This window comes from Myroides gitamensis, assembly GCF_029894455.1.
In the GTDB taxonomy this organism is placed as follows: domain Bacteria; phylum Bacteroidota; class Bacteroidia; order Flavobacteriales; family Flavobacteriaceae; genus Flavobacterium; species Flavobacterium odoratum.
Genome location: NZ_JARYHN010000001.1, coordinates 2,820,655 through 2,839,357 on the forward strand (window position 1 = coordinate 2,820,655; position 18,703 = coordinate 2,839,357).

The following is an 18,703-nucleotide window of genomic DNA, read 5'->3' on the forward strand; positions in this document are numbered from 1 at the left end:
TACCTCAAAACGAGGGAATCAAGGCGTAAATAAGGAGAGGAAAATAAATATTTTTTGGTTGTATTTCTTGCAAAAACCAATAATACGCAGTAATATTGCAACCGCTAATCGTCAATTTGACTGGTCCTATAACTCAGCTGGTTAGAGTAGCTGACTCATAATCAGCAAGTCCCTGGTTCGAGCCCAGGTGGGACCACAAATATTACAGTCAAATAGGCCGGTCCTATAACTCAGCTGGTTAGAGTAGCTGACTCATAATCAGCAAGTCCCTGGTTCGAGCCCAGGTGGGACCACAACAAAAAAGCATCTATTTTTCAATAGATGCTTTTTTTTATTTGTAGCTCTGAGCAATAAAATCTTTAAGTTCAATTCCTCTTCACTCACTTTACTATTTATCCATTATTGGATCGGTTCATGTTCTACTCTTAGTATAACATCATCCACTTTAATATCGTATGTAAACTTTTTATCTGTTAGTTCAAAGATAAAAACAGCACGCTCAGATGCCACCGAACCATCAGCAGCTCTTTCAATTAATGTTTGCAAATCCCCATCTAGAGAAACATACCAATCCCCTTGAGCAGTCACTTTTTCTTTGTCCCCATAAGCAGTAAACAAAAATGTTCCATTACTATATTTTCCTTCAGCATTTTTAGGAAAATACGCTTTTCCATTTTTGTTTTCATAGTAAGCATCTCCAGAGAAATTAACTGCAGGAGCAATGGTTTTATCTAATTCAACAACAGGCGTAACTCCATTAGTAATATCAAAAACTTGAGTTGTTTTCCATGCTGTACTAGCTAAAATTTCAGCTGGAATTTTTGGCTCTGGGTGATTCGTAACCGGTTTATGCTCTACATTGTACACAACTTCTCCGTTGTCATGATCCTCTATTTTATAGGTGAACATCGTATTATTTAGTTCCACAATATCAACAGTACGTTCAAAAGCTACTTTGTTCTCTGAGTTATAAACAACCAAGTGTCTTTTTGTATCCTGATCTTTCAACGACCATAAACCAAACATTTTATGCCCATCTTTAAAATCAACAATTCTAAAGGTACCATTCGCATTATAATAAGCATAACCTGCATATGTTTCTCCAGGCTTAACATCTAAACTGATATTTTCTCCTTTGTTGTCAACTATTTTTGACGTCATCCATACATGTTTAGCTAAAATTTCCGAACCCGTTTCTGGTTTAATCGGTTGTTTTACATTGTCATCGCTAGAACAAGCAACAGTAGCAGCAAAGGCTAATAATACTCCGCTTACACTTAGTAAGCTCAAAAGTTTTTTTCTCATTATTTTTTATTTAACTGATGCAAAAATATACATAAATTACAGAAAACAAAATTAAAATTACATTTTTTAACCAAAAAGATATAAAAAATACAACAAAAAGTAAATTACACCACAAATAATTCATTTTGTTATGTTTTGTGTTTTTTTATATTGTAATAGAGCATAATAGAAGCTAAATGGAGGTACGATTCCACCTGCATCAGAAAGAAATAACGAATGGAATGCTTGATGGTATAACAAGCGTTGAATAACCGGAGCAATACCTCCTGTATCAGAAAGAAATAACGAATAAAATGCTTGATGATATAACAAGCGTTGAATAACCGGAGCAATACCTCCTACGTCAAAAAAAATAATGTATGAAATGCTTGATGGTATAACAAGCGTTGAATAACACGTACGATGCCTATAGCATCACAAAGAACAAAAGGGACTATCTCTTAAAGTGTGTAAGTTAAAAATAAAGCTTGGGTTAGGTTTTCACTTTTTCTAACTAAAACAGAGTTCCTTCATTAATCGATAAATCTTACAACTTCACGAAAAAGCAAAAAAACAAACCTCACAAAAAACAAACGGCACAAAGAGCAAACCTCACCTTCTCACCCCCTCACAAAATACCTACCTCCTCCTCCGCAGTTTATGCACCACGTGACGACCTAGCACCACCACCATCATAAATCCCATATAAATTAGATTCATAACCAGGTTGACTACGAAGCTCACAGCTACAAGGAGTTTATCTAACCACGATTCTTTCATTATGCTATTAGAAATTAAACAGTACAAACACGAGCATAAATACACTAGCAAATAAAAGTACAGCAGATACGAGAGCTAATCCTGCAGCACGCCACATGGAATAAAAAGCATTATTTTCTTCCTGGTGTTTACGAAGGACATCTCCTTGTTTGACTTCTACAATCCAACTTACTATTCCTGTAAATAGCAGCGGAAAAATAAAATTGGGAATGCGATCAATAACCATAGTAGGTACCAAAAAGAGTAAACCAAAAAAGGCAACTGTCGAAACGATACCTAAGAGAAGTGCTTGTTTTGCTTTTTTCTCTTCTTGTAAAGCAAGGTAATTTTCGCGAATCAAATACCCCGCGATTAAAGGGCCTCCTAAAAAAGTAGCCAACCGAATAGCATTCGGTGAATATAATTTTAAATCTTGTGTTGGATTTTCTTGTGCTATCATACTATTTATCTTATTCAAGGAAGTATCCGTGTTTATTTCCTTTTCGTTTTATTTTTAAAAAGCGGTGGCTTTGAATAAAGGTATTATTCGTCGATTCTCTTGTATCAACCAAAAGCCTAGTTTTTCCATATTGCACCAAAGTATCTTTTCCAATTATTGTATCTCGAAAAACATCCTGGAGCAAAACACCAGTCAAATGATGATCAATGGTATTCCTATAATAAAACTCCAAGCGATTACTACGTTCAGAAATTACAGAACTCAAAATTACACTATCTGTAATTTCATCGTATAACAATTGCAAACGACGTCTATTTTTAGCATCAATTGGCATCTTACCAAACATCGTATGTAAAGTCAATGTGCCTTTATACCGATCTAGTGTATCCGTTGGAAAAATTTCTAACGTATAAAATTCGCTTTCGAGTGTATCAATAACTCTTTCTTGATTGTAGTAATAGTATTGATTTAATATCGTATCTCCTACTTCAGAAATATAATATTGAATTTCTTGACCAATTCCTTCAGGTGATACAGCATAAAACCATTTCACCTCATACAAGGTATCACCAAACATCTCATAACTCCAGGTTCTTTTGATATCTCTTTTTCCACAACCGAATATTAAAAGTCCTACGAATAAAAATATTAATTTATGCATCAACTACATCATTTAAAGGTAAAACGAAAATAGACATTCTTTAGCGAACATTCCCTCTTTCAACTAAAAAACACCTATTCTTATTTATTTCTGGCCTTGCCGTATTACTTTTCTCATTCAATTTGAGAAGTAAGCAACTTAATCTCCGCAAATTATGCGGTGATTAAACGATTTATTCGCCGCATCCTCTTCTATTCCTTTAAGTATCAGCATAAAAAAAAGCCCAATGAATAATAGATTCACTGAGCTTAACATAATATAGTTTGATTGGTTTTTGTGCTATTTTACAAGTTCTCTTTCGCGTAAAAGCGTTTTCTCGCCCTCTTCTACTTTGTATTTTTTGGTCCAAATACAATCACCATCATATTCATAGGCAAATTCTTCTTTTTCAATCACAGGACGAACTGGTGGTGTTTTATCCTTTTTGCGTCTCTTCTGTTTAGTATAGTTCGGCGCAATGGTTGTACGCGTACTCACTTCACTAACATTCCCACAAGAATCGTATTTGTATGTACTTGTGCGAATCTTCTTTTCTCCTTCCTCAAAAAATGTAGTCTTTTCCAAGCGAATCGTTCCGCTCTCATTATAAGCACGAACGGTACTGAATCCACGTTGATAGTCTTCCGAATACTCCCTAGAAGTAACAATCATGGGTCTTCCTTTTACGATTTTCGTATAAGTATGTTCTCCATCATCAATTAATACCCCATTATCATCATACGTAAAAGAACTCTCGAAAACCACTTCACGCACTTGGCCGCGATCCGCATCATACATCAATACCTCTTGATACACTCGCCCTTGATCATCGTAAAACACATCAAATACTTTCCCTAGTTCATCATTGTTATAATACAAACGATAGCTTTTAATTCGCCCATCTTCTAGTTCATATTCAATTCGATCATGAGGATATATACTGGATGCATCGCGTTCATAAAAATGGTCATATTGTTTCCATTTTGGATTTGCGTCAATTCGATCTAGTGCCATTTGAGCAAATGCGCCAGTACTCATCGTTAACAAAAGTAAAGTAAGAATAGCTGGCTTTTTCATTAATCATTGGAGTTTTTGTTGTACATTTTTCCCTTAGGAGTACGCAAAGTAGAAAAAAAACCAGCCATTACAAAAAATAAAGCCAACGAATACAAAAAATTAACTTAATACACCTCTCGTTTTTAGCATTGTAACATGCCATTCAGGAAGTTACAACAAGTCTACTTGTAGCAGTTGCTTTTGATAGAGCAGTCCGACTTCTATTAATAAAGGGGCGCGACGGGACTGATCCAACCCAAACACCTGTTTACTTGCATTGGGATACGTCAGGGTGGTTTCTACATGAAATTCGAGTAAGGCGTGCGTATAAACATAACGTACCACCAGCTCTCCTTTTTTGTTGATTTCCTGTAAATACAATTGGGTAACGCAAGCAGGCTTTATGGGACTATATTCTTCAAAATAACTTTTCACTTCCAAAAAAAGTCCACCTACTTTGACGGGCTGTACTTGAATAGAATCAATCGTTGTTCCTTGCTGTAGCACCTTTAGTTGTTGTTTTATTCCTTGACTTCGCGCAGGTTGGCCACAAGACAGAACCAAAAGGGCAATCAACACCGCCTTACGAAAATCACAATTTTTTCTTAATTCTAAAAAAAGGCACACATATTGCATATAACAATAATAAGATTAATTATCATAAAAGTCTAGAAAAGTACAACAATCTGAAAAAATAAAATGGGGACAGCCCCTAGAATTTGAATAAATATTTTCACAAAATGCCACTAATAACAAAACAAAAATGGGTATTTAGCGTTTATTCTAAACAATGTACTTGCTCTTATCACATAATGAAAGCAACAAAACAAATAAAAACAAAGATATGCGTTAGCAAAATTCATTTTTTAAAAAATTTTAACTATTTTTAATAAACATATGTTTAATTTTGTAGATGATAAATAATCTCCTCATAACGAAAAGAAAATAGTAGGTTTAGGCTTCTAAAACAGCCTTGGAGATGAACCGTTAATCAGAGTGTAATTATAAACAAAAAGTAGCGCTTTATCGCGCGCTTTTTTAGCTACACTTCGAAAGGAAAAAGATTATTTTATATTAAATTTGCAACTGAAAGAAATAAAGAAAAGAAATGAAAAAGATTATCTCACTATCCATTCTACTATTGGCTTTTTCGGTGTCCTATGGGCAAAGAAAACCAGTTATTCAAAGTAGCAGTGATGTTATTGTTTATAAAGATATAGAGAACATCCTTCAGCACAAAGCCGAATTGGGATTAAGTCAAAAACAAGAAGCTTCTTTTGTCGTTAAAAACGAATACATCAAAAGAGACCTACAAGCGTTAAACGACAGAACAGACATGTTGCCTGTTGAGAAAAAAGAAACGGAAAAAAAAGTAAAGGATTCGTATCAACTATTCATTCAACGTACTTTAAACAAAGATCAAATGGATGTTTGGGCGCAAAAGAAAGTTGAATATGATTTGGCTAATATCAAAGACGACGGTTTAAAAGCAGATTTAAAAGCGTTGGATGCTGTGTATAAAGCAGATCAAAAAGAGATTTACAGAAAATATGGTATGGACCGTGCAATTTATGGAGCACAGAAAAATACCCTTCGCAAAAAATATGAGACAGATCGCCTGAGACTAATGGAATACTACAATGCTTCTGGAGAAGAAAGCGAAGTAATGTCCTTAGAAGAAATTGCGAATTTGGTCAAAGAGTTTGATGATTACTACAGTGGAGAAGCTCCATCTAATCCTTTAAAGTATTTGAACATTAGAGAAAATACAGAAGGGGAAGGGGAAGAAGCAGTAGAAGAATCATCGTATACAGAAGAACAAGCAGCGGAATAATAGTACTTTCCCAATCAACAGCAGTAAATCATGGTTTACTGCTGTTTTTTTTATCTTGACTTTATTGTCCGGTATCAATGTCCTAATGCTTTTTATCTTTTTCAAGACAATCAACGCTATAGCGATAAAATAAAACAACAACAAATACGAAAACAGCAATTAAAATGTCTGAATTGTACCAAAATACAGCATTTTAAAACCTATACATTTCAGTATTTTTACTTTACTTTGCATAAAAATAATCTTATGTCATACATATCAAGAGTTTTAAGTGGAAAATGCCCAAATTGTGGCAAGGAAGATTTATTCTATGATAAGGGAAATCCCGTTACAATGCGCATGCCCCAAAATGGCGAAAGAGTGTTCTCATTGTCATTATAATTTCCATAGAGAAACTGGTTTCTACTTTGGAGGGATGTATGTAAGCTATGGTCTTACAGTTGCAGAAATGTGTGCAGTAATGGTATTGAGATTAATCATCAATGCACTTTTTGACGTGCATATTACTCTCCTTCAAACCTTTATCGCCATTGTAGTTGTTCTACTTTTATGTTGGACTTTTAACTACCGATTATCCCGTATAATTTGGTTAAACATATTTTTCAAAAAAGAATAGTTTCTTTCAAAAAGTTATTTATCTTTGCACCACTTGAAACAAAAACGGGTGTAGTTCAAGGGTAGAATAGCGGTCTCCAAAACCGTTGATGGGGGTTCGAATCCCTCCACCCGTGCAAAAAAGTCCTTACTCGCGTAAGGACTTTTTTTATTGGTATCGTTTAAAGAATTCTTTAGGCGTTTCTCCTACTCTTTTCTTGAATAGTTTGGAAAAATAAGAGTAATCATCATACCCTAAAATAGACGCAATATCATTGAGTGGATAATCGGTATAAATCATCATGCGTTTGGCTTCTAAAACCACGCGATCTAGGATAATATCCGTTGTTGTTTGATTGACCATTGTTTTACACACGCGATTCAAGTGCTTTTGCGTCATATTCATCCAGTTCGCATACACAGCAGCTGACTTTTCTTCGGCAAAGTGTTTTTCAATTAATTCCTCAAACAACTGCAAATGGGTTGCATATAAGTTATTGTTAATCGTTTTAAAGGTTTCTCCTTGCAACAAGATTCGATTGGTCTCAATGTAAAACAACAGCGTTAAGCTCACCAATTGCTGGTTGCGCTTCCACTGCTCTTGTCGAACCTCTTTCACCATGCGATTCAAAACAAAAGCCAATACTTGCGTATCCGATTCATTTAAGCAGACATGATTGGGGTAAAAAGCAGAACGAAATACGGGATAGTCACGTAGGGTCTCCTTCAACAAATATAAATCTAAAAAATTCTGTGTATGAAAAAAGATATACCCTTCAATATCTTCTGATAGCTCCCAGCTATGCGTTTGTCCAGGCGCCAACATAAAGACAGATCCTGGTTTTACTTCATAACGGTTAAAGTCAATTTCGTGGATGCCTTCCCCTTTCGTAAACAAAACGCCTACATAAAAATTATGCTTGTGCGGTCGCTCAATATGGCTGTGATTATCAATGAGATGTTGAGATAAGGTATTCGCATAAAAATCAGTTTGTAAATTGTTATGCGTTATATCATTAATTTGTAAAATAGCTATTTCATCCATACCCTCCTCGTTTTGTAGCAAAAGTAAAAAGAATTCCAACGAAGCCCAATTTAATTAACTATCTTACAAGAACTTTCATTTTCTAAAATAAGCATTGCATAAGCAAATTTTATTTTCAAACTTTGTTACTCAATCTAAAAATAATTGCTCCAATGAAAAAAGCAATCGGAATAGCGAGTTTTATTGCCCTTTTAGCGACAGCTTGTACACAACAACAACCGACACAGAATTTAGAATCTCTAGATAAAAAATCTGCTCGAGAAGTTACGTTAAAAACCGTAATTTCGGGTGATAGCATCTACCATATCACGGCTCAAACGATTTGGGTGAATGGTAAAATGGTGCAACAAAAAGCAGACACAATTACCACAGCGAAAAACTTTAGCGACTGGGGTGATAGTCAACCAACCAGTTTAGAAAAAATTCCAATTTACGTAACAGTAGAATAATATGAAAAAAAGTAGTAAAGCCGTTTCTTTAGTTTTAATTACAGCCACTTTAGCTTCTTGTTCTAAACCTACTGAAACGAAAGAAGAACAACAACGCGTTTTTATGCGTGCAGACAGCAGTGCGCCTTATACAGAAGTAACGGATCAATACCAACAACAACGCAGTAGTGGCGGTGGAATGGGTATGGGGAGTGCTTTATTGTGGTATATGGCTTTCCGTCCGATGATGGGAGGAGGCATGGGCTATACTAGTCCAGGTATTTCTCCACAATCCAATGTCGGAACAAATACCTCTAAAGCTGACGCCTATAAAAAGCAAACTGCACGTGGTGGATTTGGCAACACAGCCAAAGACAATACTGCATCTTCTTAATTGTAAAACATGCAAATAAAATACATCACACCGCAATCCAATTGGCAAGATCGATTGGAACAGAACGGTTTTGGTTATCATACAGATGAAAATAACATCCCATACTGGATCGAAGAGTACTACTATAGTATCTCTGAACCTTTAGCGGATGAAATTTATGCGGCTACGGCGGATTTATGGGAGATGTGTCTCAAAGCAGTAGATCACGTCATCACCCATAAATTATATGATCAATTTCAGATTCCCCTTTTCTTCCATGAGCATATTGAGCGTTCTTGGGAAAATGATGAATTAAGTATTTATGGTCGTTTTGACTTTGTGTATGACACGGTTGAAAAACAACTAAAAGTACTCGAATTTAATGCTGATACACCGACTTCTTTATATGAGACGGGCGTCGTGCAATGGCAATGGATGAATACTTATTTTGGCAACTCAAGAGACCAGTTCAATTCGGTACACGATCGATTAATTGAAACGTGGAAAGAAGCGAAAGCCCACATGAAAGGAAGTACCTTACACTTCTCTTGCATGCGTGAAACGCTAGAGGATTTGACGAATATTGAGTATTTACGCGATTGTGCTATTCAGGCAGGTATTGAGACCAAACTCATCTATATTGATGATATTGGTTGGGATGGTGAAACATTTACCGATTTGGAAGATGAGATGATTACTGATATTTTCAAACTATATCCTTGGGAATGGCTAATCTATGAACGATTTGCTTTACACATCCCTAATGATATGGCTCAAGCGCAATGGATTGAACCTTCTTGGAAGATGATTTTATCAAACAAGGCCATTCTGCCTATCTTATGGGAATTATATCCAAACCATCCTTTACTCTTAGAATCGTATTTTGACGAACCTAAAGGCATGCAAAACTTCGTTAAGAAACCCTTATTATCTCGAGAAGGAGCCAATGTAACCTTGTACATCAACAATCAAATTGTAGAGGCAACAAAAGGCGATTATGGCGATGAGGGTTATATCTGTCAAGCCTTAGCCAATTTACCAAATGAAGGTAAAGGGTATTTTATCATTGGCAGTTGGCTCATCGGGCAAGAACCTTGCGGCATTACCTTTAGAGAAAGTGATAAGCGAATTACCACAGATAAAAGTAGATTTGTACCTCATATTATTGAATAACCTATAAGCCTAATTGCTTTTATTAGGCTTTTTTTAATTTCCCTATCCTATGACTCCTGATTTTATATACGACCAAACCTTTGAAAACATCACTTTTGAACCGAATAGTATTTCGTTTAGAGAGTATGAAAACTGTCAATTTATCCACTGTGATTTTAGTGCATGTTCCTTTCTTTCGACTGTATTTATCGATTGTGATTTCAAAAACTGCAACTTTAGAAATGCAGCGATTAACTACGTAGGATTGCGAAATTGTCATTTTCAAACGTGCAATTTCACCCATGTAAACTTCACTATGATGGATCAGACTATTTTTGAATTTTCCTTTACGGATTGTAATTTAGAACTATCGCTCTTCTATGGTTTGAATTTAAAGAAAACAGCCTTTATCAATTGCAGCTTGATTAGTGCGGATTTTATGGAAGCCGATTTATCGCAAGCCATGTTCGACAATTGTAATTTGTATCGTGCTAATTTCACTAAAGCCAAAGCGGAGAAAACTGATTTTTACACCAGTTACAATTTTGATATCGATCCGGATTCAACCAAACTGAAAAACGCCATCTTTGCCAAAGAGGCTTTGGATGGGTTATTGAGAAAACATCAATTGATTATACGATAAGCATAAAAAAAGAGAACCAATGGTTCTCTTTTTTTATATCTTACTGTTGCTTTGCTTACTTCTTAAATCCACGTTTTCTGTGATTTGAAAAAAGCGGCCTTAATAGCAGCATAATTTTCAACAATGAGGTACACATTGAATACTAAGACCATTAAGTCAAAATAGATAAAATCAAGGGCATGACTAATGTAAACATGTGTCAAGAACATCCCTACTGAAACAGGAAATAACCAAACTGCTCCAAAGAAATAGGTTCTTCGGAACAACAGTAATAATCCTCCTACCAATTGAGCAAAACCAATCACTTCAATAAAATTTGTTCTTTCCCAAATCAAATAGAAATCCAAGAAATCTCCTCCTAATCCAAAGTCGATATACTCTTGTTGACTGATTTTTTCTGTCAGTTTTTCATAGCCATGTGGAATAAATACATAGGCTAAAAAGGCGCGAAAGATATAGCTTATCAACAGGCCAATTCGCTGAACTACTTTTTCCATGATGCTATTTGTTTTTATCCATAATATGGAAGCCCATTAAACGTCCACTTCCTTTTAAGCGAAATGTTTCTTTAACTTCTCCTGTTTTAGGATTGTATTGATACGCTCCTGCAAAATTTTCTTCTGAATTATTGGAGATAAAATAGATATTTCCGTTGTGGTAAAATGGATTTTGATACGAATAGAAATTATCCGGTAACATCTCTAAACGGGTTGCTTTTTTTGTATGTACGTCAATTTCGTTCCAGTACCAAATATCTTTTCTATAAGAAACACCGTGTTGACCTCCTCCATAATACGAAGTCGGACGACTTGAAATTGTTGTATACACCTTGTTGTTGTGTGCAAAAATTCTGTTGAAATCACTTGGGTATTGATAATCAGATATCTTCAATTCAAAAGTAGGGTCAAATTTAATTTCTCCTCTTTTAATACGCAGGATTTTCGATTCTGGTTTTTGAACAGTCATATCTCCCACTGCAATCACGTATAAATCTTGTGTAACTTCATCCAAACTCCACAAAACATGGTCTGCAAATAAACCTAAGTTAGTTGCTCCTTCATAAGAAGTAACTCCTTCTATTTTATTTGTAGTCAAATCAAATACTGCTATTTCTACTTTTTCTACATTCGGTTTCACTTGCCAAGCGGTACTACGTGTTCCGTGTTGAATATCAACATATAGTTTATTGTCTCGTTTCGCCAAGATCAACTGACCTGCTGCTTCATAAGAACTCCCATCAGAAAGAGATGAAAAATCCACTTCTCCTATACGCTGCATCGTTTGTGGATTGAATTTTTGTACTTTTAATCCTCCTGCTGCTGAATCCCAATAATATCCTTCTGTAGCATTAACCACTAAATAATTGGTTTCATAGGTATTATTTGGGGTACTAATAAATCCATCAGCTGCAAATTTATTTCCATCCATTTTGTATTTTGACAATCCTACTTCACTCGCTAATGCCCCATCTTTTTTGTACAATACATTATCTACAACACGACCTCCAGCTGAATATCCCAACTGATAGAAAGGAATAGCTGACAAATCCATAACACGAGATTTTGCATCGCCTAAAGCATAAATACCTCCCGCCCATTTTTCTGTTCCATTGAAAATAACCCATAACTCGTCTTTGGGTAATTCATCTGGATTAACAGGTGGTGTTGGTTCTTGCGTATTGTCATCACTACTACACGAAAACAGCAAAAAAGTAGCTAAGAAAGCCGCAGCAATCCCATTGAATGTAAGTTTTTTCATGATTTTGAATTATTAAATGATTTTGTAAACAATTTTAAATTGAACAGCACGTCCAGGTTTTTGTACATTGAAATTATCGTAGCGCTTTACATTTCCTACATTAAGTAGTTCTAAGGCTAGATTAATCTTTCGATTAGCAAAGTGATAATACACTCCTATATCTTGGGTAAACTGTCCTAATCTCCCATCATTGGGGATAATTAACTTAGAATCCACCATATCCGCTTTTCCAAAAAGACTAGGTTCTTGTTTTTTGGGAATATCCGTCAGATAAAAGCGATGTAAATAGTTGAGATTCCAGTTCACACTCACTTTATCTCGAGAGGAAAATAATCCATGAAAGTGACTGGTAAAAAAGGCATTTCCAAAAAAGAAAGGAATGTTGGGCACGCGCGCGCCTTCGTACATTTTAAATTCGGCTCTTTCGTTTATGCGCCTAATATCTTGGTAAGTCACATTCATCCCCAACTCAAACTGTTCTTTAATCTGATGTGTTACTTCTACTTCCACTCCCTTAATTGCTACCTGATGAAAATTAATGTATCGGTTATACGGAATATCTGGCTGAAGAAAAATAGCATCTTTCACGCGGCGATAAAAAAGAGAAAGCCCCACGGTTCCCTTATGTGTGGATTTCCCATAGGTATAAGCTGTATTTAAATTGACATTATGACTCGTTTCTGGAAGAAGATCTAAATTCTCCTTAATCAAAACTCCATCACCAAAAACCTCCATCTCATCGGGTAATCGAGTTGCGTATTCATAAGATAACTTGAGTAAAAGCGGTTTAGCATCCCATTTCAACCCACCGAGATAGCCCCATTGCTTATTGGATTGAGAAGATTGCCAAGCGAAATTGAATTTATCTGTCGTAAATCCTTTCGATTGACTGTTATAATACTTTAGTGAAACCATACTCTCTAATTGGTCGTTCAACCAAAGGGAGCGGAGCGCTAAAGCAGTGATATTTTTTTGATACGTTGCAGGAATGGTCAACACATCCACCTGATAAACAGGAGAAACAGCTCCTAATGGATCAGTGCCCTTTCTGCGCTGGTGGTAAATTAATTCTCCGAATTCAATAAAGTGATTGGGATTAACTTGAAAGGTAGCATTGATTCTCCCTGAAAGTAAATTGTAGTGCAACTGTTGTTGGCTTCCTCCTTTATTTATTTCGCCGATTACTTGATCGCTCAAGATAATCTCATTGTCCCAATTGTAACGCACTGTAGCAGTATCCTCTAATTTGGTATTAAAATGGCTTCCACTCAATACGGCATTCACCTGTAATCGATCATCCCAAAACCCTTTCTTATACGATAAAATAGCGGCGTAATTTTGTTCTGAACTATCTGCCTCTCCAAATACCTTTCCCATCTCACTATCGTGCTGTATTTCCTTGTAAAAATCAGCAAATACGAATGTAAAACTCAAATCATCCGCCCAAGCTTTATCTCGAACTCCAGCAACTAATTCGCCATAATAAGAAGAAGTTCCATCGTGAAATCGACGTACTTTTTTAGTGTATTGTTGCCCTGTTGTAGCATCAACGAAAGGGGCATCAATCTTGTAATTATTAGCCGAAGTATTATAGGTTGTGTTCATCCCAAAATAATACGAAGGATTCTTTCCAACCAAAAACACATTAGCTGTCGCGCGATGGGTGCGAAAGGAACCGATTTCATACGAGAGTTCAACCAAATTGGATTTGGGTTTTCGCGTAACTAAATTCACCCCGCCACCTAGTGCATCTGAAGCTAAATAAACAGGCATTGCTCCTTTGTAAATCTCAATGCGTTCTAACATATTGGTAGGAATCGTACTCAATGAAAAACCATGTCCAAATAACTCTATGGGAATACCATCTTTAAACAGGCGAATTGCTTTGCCTTGTAATCCTCCTAAATTTAACTGAGTTTCGGCTCCCAATCCACCATTAGATCGAACCTTAATTCCCGCTGAGCGATTCAATTGACTACTGATATCTCCTCCTCTATTGTGCACTTGTTTCATATCCAACACCTGCACCGCAAATGGAGTTCGCTCTATTTTTTGTTGTGTCGTTTGAGCGTGAATCACAACCTCTTCTAATTGTTCATTCTTCTCTCTTAGTATCAAGGGATAATGCGCGATTTGACAATCAACCTCAACAGATTGGCTGTCGATCTGTTTTCCATTCTCATATACTTGTAGGGTATATTCTCCCGCGGGTAAATCTATGCGTCTACTATGTCCCTGTTCATCCAATCCATAGGTTTGTTGATTCACAACTAAGGTAAAAGCCGCAAAAGATACGGTTTGACTTCGTTGAACGGAAAAAGATACCTCACAAGCCAAAGCCGTAGAAGAGCAACATAACAAAAAGTATAAATATTTAACCATGTTGTTATTTAGAATAGATTTAAATACTGTATTTTTACGCAAAAATAGCAGTAGGACGTTCAATACGTCTTACGAATTTGAGTGTAAGATTTACGTAAAAAGGTTTATTATGAGCTATAGAATGGATATTGCAGACTTTTTAGACCTGGTGGATTATCCATCGACTCCTGGAGCGAATACTGCCTATAAAAAAGAGAAAACAACGGCACTACTTCCAGAGAAAATAGCCATTGAACAGGAAGTAATCAACGACCATTTACGCGTAGTTTCTCTGCAGTACACAACCAAACAAACCATGACATTGGATTGTTTGGAAAATGATCCTTTTTTAGAATTGCATTTCAATTTATCTCCTCAGGCTATTCCCTATAAAAACTCTTTTTCCTCTTCCAAAGAAGTTCCTCCTATGACAGGAAATATGATTTATTTAGCTTCTACTGGGGAGAAATCAGAACTATCGTTCCAAAAAGGGGGTGGACTATGAAACCTTTGATATTCATCTTCCCTTAAGCATGATTAATCAATATGCAGGTGAACATCGTCAGTTGGATTATTTTCTCAATCAAATCACCCTTGCTAAGAGTGCGGGGTTAACTGAAAACTGCATCTCCATCACTCCTTCTTTATACCATGCAATCCAACAGATCAAGCAATGTTCTTTTGAAGGATTGACGCGAAAAATCTACTTAGAATCCAAGATTTATGAAATATTAGCTTACTGTTTTGAGGAACAAATAGCGACTCAAACCGTTAAATTAACAACAAGAGATATAGAATCCATCCATTTTGTAGCGCATATCATTCAGTCGAATATAGGTCATCCTTTAACCATAGAGGAAATCTCTAAAAAAGTAGGCATCAATCAAACCAAACTAAAACTAGGATTCAAGCAACTATATGGTACAACTATTTTTGGCTATTTACAAGAATTGCGAATGAATCAGGCGCAAAAATACTTGCTGAATACAGCCGATTCCATTGAAGAGATCAGTATAAAATGCGGATATATCAATACATCCAATTTTAGCAATGCCTTTAAGAAACACTTTGGCTATGCCCCGAGTAGATGTCGCCAAAACAGCAGTATACCTCGTTCATATCCAGCACTTAATCAATAGTAAAACAAGTTCTTAGCTGATGTAAAACCAAACAAAGTTGAAACATCTTTACACAAATAAGTAACTAAAATGGTATCTTTGAGTAAACAGTTTTTAACACCTAACTATGCGATTGAAAAAGAAACATAAAATAATAGGGGGTATTTTCATCCTTATTGTGGTAGTATATTGTTCGGGTCAATGGATAATCAATTATGTACTGAATCAGTATTTACCTACAATCATAGCAGAAAAAAACGACTCCCCTTATGATTTAACTTATCAATCCGTTCACTATTCGATTGCTGAGCGAAAGTTAAGCATTCAAGACATCGACATTCAACCCAAAGCCACAACAGTAACGGATACGCTGTCCTACCTCAAAGGTAAATTAAAGCAGATCGATATCAAGCAAGTAGGCCTCTGGGATTTAATCAAGAAACATCACCTCGCAGCAGAAGGAATTACGATCATTCAACCTGATATTCAACTGTTTCAACACCAGACTCCAAAAGACACAACGCCTGCACCACCCCTTCAGTTTATTCAAGCTATTGATATCAAAACGATTGCGGTGAAACAAGCCCATGTTTTGATACACGATGTGGAGAAAAACCTTCGTTTACATGAAGTACACAACTTTAGCGCAGAACTTAAGGGTATTCACTTTGGCGTTGAAACCCAAGATAAACCTATACCCTTTACCTATAAAGATTATATTATTTCTTGTGATTCTGTACGCAGTTTAGTGTCAGATTCCCAACAATTAACGATTCACGGGATTCAAGTCAATCCCAATCAAATTAGCACTTCACGCCTTTTACTTGAACCGTTGACAACAGTTAAGGATAAAGCCGATTTACCCCATCGTCTTTTAACCATCGACACCCCTTCTTTGCTGCTAAAAGGAACCGACTGGGGCTACAAAAACCAGGAGGATTTCTACTTGCATATTGATCAAATTCAGGCTCCAGCTGTGGATGTCGTAGTAGAAGAAAATGCATTATCCACCCGCAAAAAAGAAGTCAAGACCACTGTCAATCCTAAGCTTTTACCTTTTGATTTGACCATTGCGGCTATTGATATGGATAGCATTACTATTAATTCGCTCAATCAATGGTTAATTAAACGAGGAAGTCTACACCTGAAACGCGTAGCAAACAAAGCCAAAGAAGAATTACACATTGGAGCCATTCAGGTAGTACATCCGGATATCCATTTGCATCAATCTCAACAGAAAACAAAACCCAAAACCCAAAAGGTCGATGTGTTTTTCGACGATTTAGTACAAATTGATACCCTATCCCTCCAAGAGGGAAGTTTTACTTCTACAAAAGGAAAAGATCGCACGGTTGTCTTGCAGACCAAAGGAGTTCAAGCCTCTATTGAGCAAATTCACCTCGATGCACAGACGTTAGCCAATAAGATTCCGGTACGTTACAAAGAAATTTCATTTTCATCCGAAGCCATTCAATGGAATACCGGTCGTTTTTACGATATTAAAATTGATAAAATACAAGGGCATAATACGACATTAACCTGTACTAATTTGGAGCTTACCCCTAAATACAATCGCAAAACGATGGTGCGCATGTTCACCTATGCGGATGATATTTTTACGGTTAAGACCAAAGCCATTACCCTTTCCAATTATACTTGGGGATTTGACTCCCAAGACGTGCTATTCTTCAAAGCGGATCACGTTCGATTGGACCATATTAATGCCAATATATTCCGCGATAAAACGCCGACATTTAATATGAGTATAAAACCTTTGTTTAGCAAAAAACTACGTGATATTCCGTTTACATTGGAGCTAAAAAAGGTAGATATTGTCAATTCTACTTTAGAATATGAAGAATACGATCAAAAGGCAGTTGCACCAGGAAAGTTGACTTTTGGGAATTTCAATGCTTCCATTCAAAATGTATACAGCGGGTATAAACAAACGAAATTACCGACGACCACATTGGCTATTCAGGCTAGTTTTATGAATGCTGCACCGTTACAAGTCAACTGGTCTTTTAATGTTTTGAATCGCTCAGACGATTTTCGCATTAGCGGAACCATTAAAAACTTCCCTGCTACAGCTATGCAACCGTTCTTACAACCTTATGTGAAAGCCTCTACCGAAGGGAATTTAGATTTAGTTAAATTCAATTTCACGGGGAATAACAAAGTAGCAACGGGTACTTTCGGTATGAATTACAAGGATTTAAAGGTGACTTTATACCGAAAAAATGGAGAAAAGAAACGAAAAATACTATCTAAAGTAGGTAATTGGTTCATTCACAAAAACTCCGCTGGGGAGTTCAAAGAAGTTGAGATAAAAAAGGTAAATCGCATAGAAGAAAAGTCTTTTTTCAATTACCTTTGGTTATGTATTTTACAAGGTCTAAAACAAACTATTTTATAACACAATCGCATATGAAAACAGTATTTATCACAGGAGCATCTTCAGGTATTGGGCAAGCTACGGCCAAAGCGTTAGCACCCAATCATCGTTTAATACTTTGTGGAAGAAGAAAAGAGCGATTAGAAGCATTAGCCCAAGAATTAAACCAAACGACTGAAACCCATATCTTAACCTTTGAAGTTCGCAACAAAGAAGAAGTTTTTCAGGCTGTTGCTTCTTTACATGATGCTTGGAAAGATATTGATATCCTGATCAACAACGCTGGAAATGCACATGGCTTGTCTTCCTTTCAAGATGCCGCTATTGAAGATTTAGAAGCGATGATTGATATCAATGTGAAAGGGTTAATTTACGTCACTAAAGCCGTTTTACCGTTGTTATTACAACACAATCGCGGAGGACATATTGTAAATCTATCTTCTATTGCAGGGAAAGAAACTTATGCGAATGGAGCTGTATATTGTGCTTCAAAAGCTGCTGTCGAATCCATTTCAAAAGGCTTGCGCATTGACTTAAACACCAAGGGAATCAAAGTAACGAATGTAGCACCTGGTGCTGTAGAAACCGAATTTTCTATGGTGCGTTTTAAAGGAGATCAATCGAAAGCAGATCAAGTATACAAAGGATATGATCCATTAAGTGCAGATGATATTGCACAAGCAATTGCATACGCAATCAATCAACCCGATCACGTACAATTAGCAGATATGACTATTTTTCCGAAAGCACAGGCTAGCGGAACAACTTTTTACAGAAAACCTGAATAGTGCAAAACGATTTAA

At 36.3% G+C, this 18,703-nt stretch carries 18 protein-coding genes and 3 tRNA genes; 12 read left to right on the forward strand and 9 right to left on the reverse strand.

All coding sequences use genetic code 11. The annotated features are described in order from the left end of the window. The first annotated feature begins 122 nt into the window (after positions 1-122). Positions 123-196 (forward strand) — tRNA-Ile (locus M2306_RS12420). Positions 197-219: 23 nt separating this feature from the next. Then, positions 220-293: transfer RNA gene (locus tag M2306_RS12425), tRNA-Ile, on the forward strand. A gap of 106 nt (positions 294-399) precedes the next feature. On the opposite strand, the gene M2306_RS12430 is transcribed toward M2306_RS12425, so the two are convergent. The 5 genes from M2306_RS12430 to M2306_RS12450 form a co-directional block, all read right to left on the reverse strand. After that, positions 400-1,305: a DUF4822 domain-containing protein gene (locus M2306_RS12430; protein WP_115092393.1), complete on the reverse strand. Its 906-nt coding sequence runs from the start codon at positions 1,303-1,305 to the stop codon at positions 400-402. Positions 1,306-2,071: 766 nt separating this feature from the next. Next, positions 2,072-2,503 carry a hypothetical protein gene (locus M2306_RS12435; protein WP_259187708.1) on the reverse strand — a complete coding sequence of 144 codons (432 nt, stop codon included), beginning with the start codon at positions 2,501-2,503 and terminating at the stop codon, positions 2,072-2,074. A gap of 10 nt (positions 2,504-2,513) precedes the next feature. Beyond that, a complete protein-coding gene (locus tag M2306_RS12440) occupies positions 2,514-3,164 on the reverse strand; it encodes a hypothetical protein (protein WP_236594072.1) in 651 nt (216 codons plus the stop codon). A gap of 279 nt (positions 3,165-3,443) precedes the next feature. Then, entirely contained in the window at positions 3,444-4,220 is a 777-nt protein-coding gene (locus tag M2306_RS12445; protein ID WP_259187707.1) for a hypothetical protein, read from the reverse strand. Positions 4,221-4,370: 150 nt separating this feature from the next. After that, complete coding sequence (locus tag M2306_RS12450; RefSeq protein WP_259187706.1) at positions 4,371-4,706, reverse strand: hypothetical protein; 336 nt, start codon at positions 4,704-4,706, stop codon at positions 4,371-4,373. Between the two features lie 601 nt (positions 4,707-5,307). Here M2306_RS12450 and M2306_RS12455 point away from each other — a divergent pair. Both M2306_RS12455 and M2306_RS12460 read left to right on the forward strand, forming a co-directional pair. Further along, on the forward strand, positions 5,308-6,033 hold the full coding sequence (locus tag M2306_RS12455; RefSeq protein WP_115092388.1) for a hypothetical protein: 726 nt from the start codon (positions 5,308-5,310) through the stop codon (positions 6,031-6,033). Positions 6,034-6,693: 660 nt separating this feature from the next. Continuing rightward, a tRNA-Trp gene (locus tag M2306_RS12460) sits at positions 6,694-6,764 on the forward strand. A gap of 32 nt (positions 6,765-6,796) precedes the next feature. On the opposite strand, the gene M2306_RS12465 is transcribed toward M2306_RS12460, so the two are convergent. Next, complete coding sequence (locus M2306_RS12465) at positions 6,797-7,672, reverse strand: AraC family transcriptional regulator (RefSeq protein WP_050899471.1); 876 nt, start codon at positions 7,670-7,672, stop codon at positions 6,797-6,799. Between the two features lie 152 nt (positions 7,673-7,824). Between M2306_RS12465 and M2306_RS12470 the strand changes: the two genes are divergently transcribed. From M2306_RS12470 to M2306_RS12485, 4 genes are read left to right on the forward strand one after another with little or no spacing between them, the layout of a single operon-like run. Continuing rightward, positions 7,825-8,121, forward strand: a complete 297-nt coding sequence (locus M2306_RS12470) for a hypothetical protein (RefSeq protein ID WP_002989677.1) — start codon at positions 7,825-7,827, stop codon at positions 8,119-8,121. Position 8,122: 1 nt separating this feature from the next. Continuing rightward, entirely contained in the window at positions 8,123-8,494 is a 372-nt protein-coding gene (locus M2306_RS12475; RefSeq protein WP_002989675.1) for a hypothetical protein, read from the forward strand. A 9-nt stretch (positions 8,495-8,503) separates the two neighbouring features. After that, complete coding sequence (locus tag M2306_RS12480; protein ID WP_259187705.1) at positions 8,504-9,646, forward strand: glutathionylspermidine synthase family protein; 1,143 nt, start codon at positions 8,504-8,506, stop codon at positions 9,644-9,646. A 49-nt stretch (positions 9,647-9,695) separates the two neighbouring features. Then, on the forward strand, positions 9,696-10,268 hold the full coding sequence (locus M2306_RS12485; protein ID WP_002989671.1) for a pentapeptide repeat-containing protein: 573 nt from the start codon (positions 9,696-9,698) through the stop codon (positions 10,266-10,268). 62 nt (positions 10,269-10,330) lie between these two features. On the opposite strand, the gene M2306_RS12490 is transcribed toward M2306_RS12485, so the two are convergent. From M2306_RS12490 to M2306_RS12500, 3 genes are read right to left on the reverse strand one after another with little or no spacing between them, the layout of a single operon-like run. Next, positions 10,331-10,765 (reverse strand): DoxX family membrane protein, encoded by a 435-nt coding sequence (locus tag M2306_RS12490; protein ID WP_259187704.1) that lies wholly within the window; start codon positions 10,763-10,765, stop codon positions 10,331-10,333. Between the two features lie 4 nt (positions 10,766-10,769). Then, entirely contained in the window at positions 10,770-12,026 is a 1,257-nt protein-coding gene (locus M2306_RS12495; protein WP_115092384.1) for a DUF4374 domain-containing protein, read from the reverse strand. 12 nt (positions 12,027-12,038) lie between these two features. Beyond that, a complete protein-coding gene (locus M2306_RS12500; protein WP_259187703.1) occupies positions 12,039-14,408 on the reverse strand; it encodes a TonB-dependent receptor plug domain-containing protein in 2,370 nt (789 codons plus the stop codon). A gap of 109 nt (positions 14,409-14,517) precedes the next feature. On the opposite strand from M2306_RS12500, the gene M2306_RS12505 reads away from it, so the two are divergent. From M2306_RS12505 to M2306_RS12520, 4 genes are all read left to right on the forward strand, one after another. Further along, on the forward strand, positions 14,518-14,892 hold the full coding sequence (locus tag M2306_RS12505; protein WP_498882873.1) for a hypothetical protein: 375 nt from the start codon (positions 14,518-14,520) through the stop codon (positions 14,890-14,892). Between the two features lie 28 nt (positions 14,893-14,920). Further along, positions 14,921-15,526, forward strand: coding sequence for a helix-turn-helix transcriptional regulator (locus M2306_RS12510; protein WP_498882875.1), 606 nt, complete (start codon positions 14,921-14,923; stop codon positions 15,524-15,526). Between the two features lie 106 nt (positions 15,527-15,632). After that, on the forward strand, positions 15,633-17,921 hold the full coding sequence (locus M2306_RS12515) for a DUF748 domain-containing protein (protein WP_259187701.1): 2,289 nt from the start codon (positions 15,633-15,635) through the stop codon (positions 17,919-17,921). Between the two features lie 11 nt (positions 17,922-17,932). Then, positions 17,933-18,688: an SDR family NAD(P)-dependent oxidoreductase gene (locus M2306_RS12520; RefSeq protein ID WP_259187700.1), complete on the forward strand. Its 756-nt coding sequence runs from the start codon at positions 17,933-17,935 to the stop codon at positions 18,686-18,688. The last annotated feature ends 15 nt before the right edge of the window (positions 18,689-18,703 follow it).

Coding starts and splice junctions, on each gene's coding strand:
- M2306_RS12430 (WP_115092393.1), bottom strand. CDS start 1,305: ATGAGAAAAAAACTTTTGAGCTTACTAAGTGTAAGCGGAGTATTATTA.
- M2306_RS12435 (WP_259187708.1), bottom strand. CDS start 2,503: ATGATAGCACAAGAAAATCCAACACAAGATTTAAAATTATATTCACCG.
- M2306_RS12440 (WP_236594072.1), bottom strand. CDS start 3,164: ATGCATAAATTAATATTTTTATTCGTAGGACTTTTAATATTCGGTTGT.
- M2306_RS12445 (WP_259187707.1), bottom strand. CDS start 4,220: ATGAAAAAGCCAGCTATTCTTACTTTACTTTTGTTAACGATGAGTACT.
- M2306_RS12455 (WP_115092388.1), top strand. CDS start 5,308: ATGAAAAAGATTATCTCACTATCCATTCTACTATTGGCTTTTTCGGTG.
- M2306_RS12465 (WP_050899471.1), bottom strand. CDS start 7,672: ATGGATGAAATAGCTATTTTACAAATTAATGATATAACGCATAACAAT.
- M2306_RS12470 (WP_002989677.1), top strand. CDS start 7,825: ATGAAAAAAGCAATCGGAATAGCGAGTTTTATTGCCCTTTTAGCGACA.
- M2306_RS12475 (WP_002989675.1), top strand. CDS start 8,123: ATGAAAAAAAGTAGTAAAGCCGTTTCTTTAGTTTTAATTACAGCCACT.
- M2306_RS12480 (WP_259187705.1), top strand. CDS start 8,504: ATGCAAATAAAATACATCACACCGCAATCCAATTGGCAAGATCGATTG.
- M2306_RS12485 (WP_002989671.1), top strand. CDS start 9,696: ATGACTCCTGATTTTATATACGACCAAACCTTTGAAAACATCACTTTT.
- M2306_RS12490 (WP_259187704.1), bottom strand. CDS start 10,765: ATGGAAAAAGTAGTTCAGCGAATTGGCCTGTTGATAAGCTATATCTTT.
- M2306_RS12495 (WP_115092384.1), bottom strand. CDS start 12,026: ATGAAAAAACTTACATTCAATGGGATTGCTGCGGCTTTCTTAGCTACT.
- M2306_RS12500 (WP_259187703.1), bottom strand. CDS start 14,408: ATGGTTAAATATTTATACTTTTTGTTATGTTGCTCTTCTACGGCTTTG.
- M2306_RS12505 (WP_498882873.1), top strand. CDS start 14,518: ATGAGCTATAGAATGGATATTGCAGACTTTTTAGACCTGGTGGATTAT.
- M2306_RS12510 (WP_498882875.1), top strand. CDS start 14,921: ATGATTAATCAATATGCAGGTGAACATCGTCAGTTGGATTATTTTCTC.
- M2306_RS12515 (WP_259187701.1), top strand. CDS start 15,633: ATGCGATTGAAAAAGAAACATAAAATAATAGGGGGTATTTTCATCCTT.
- M2306_RS12520 (WP_259187700.1), top strand. CDS start 17,933: ATGAAAACAGTATTTATCACAGGAGCATCTTCAGGTATTGGGCAAGCT.